The sequence below is a fragment of the Syntrophomonas sp. UBA5494 genome (assembly GCF_002426325.1).
On the sequence record NZ_DIPG01000058.1, the window covers coordinates 30,073 to 30,655 of the forward strand.

The 583-nt window shown below is 45.5% G+C and carries 1 protein-coding gene; it reads right to left on the reverse strand.

Annotated features, from left to right (window positions below):
* Positions 1-494, reverse strand: a 494-nt coding sequence (locus B3W37_RS06945) for a hypothetical protein (protein WP_483175171.1), incomplete at its 3' end; no start/stop codon positions are given.
* Between the last annotated feature and the right edge of the window lie 89 nt (positions 495-583).

The following is a 583-nucleotide window of genomic DNA, read 5'->3' on the forward strand; positions in this document are numbered from 1 at the left end:
ACCCCGTTAACACAAGCTTCCAGATTTCCGGAAGGGGTTTTGCCTTTAATCGCCGACATTAATACAGCGTGGATGTGCTTTTCGAAATTGATCATTATCCTGTTAAAAAACGGCATAATCATGCGGGTTTCCTGCTCTGGCACAGGATCCTCAATAATCGGTCCGCCATTATCATAAAAATAGATCAGTAATTGATTAAGGTTGGCCAGTCTCAGCACATCAACCTGGCGCTTGCCTTCAAGCTGTTTCTCAGCTAGATCTTTACAAAGATCCTTGTCCGGCCACTGATTTAAACTAGCCAATTCGAGGTATCTGGATTCAATGTAATGCTGCAGTGTAGTGCCTAATGAATAAACATCGTTAACATTTCGGGGGCATTGGCCTATCTTGCCCAGTGTGCCGAAGACTTTGACATCAAGGCCCGGCTCCTTTTTAACCGCTACCTGTTTCGGCTTGTCAGCTGTTTTCGCGGCTGCTTGTTCCATGGCTTTCACTGATCTCCCTCCTTTCAGGTTTATTCCTGCCTGGTATGTCCAATTTCGTTGCGACATCACATCATGACGAGTTAGAATTCCGGGTTACT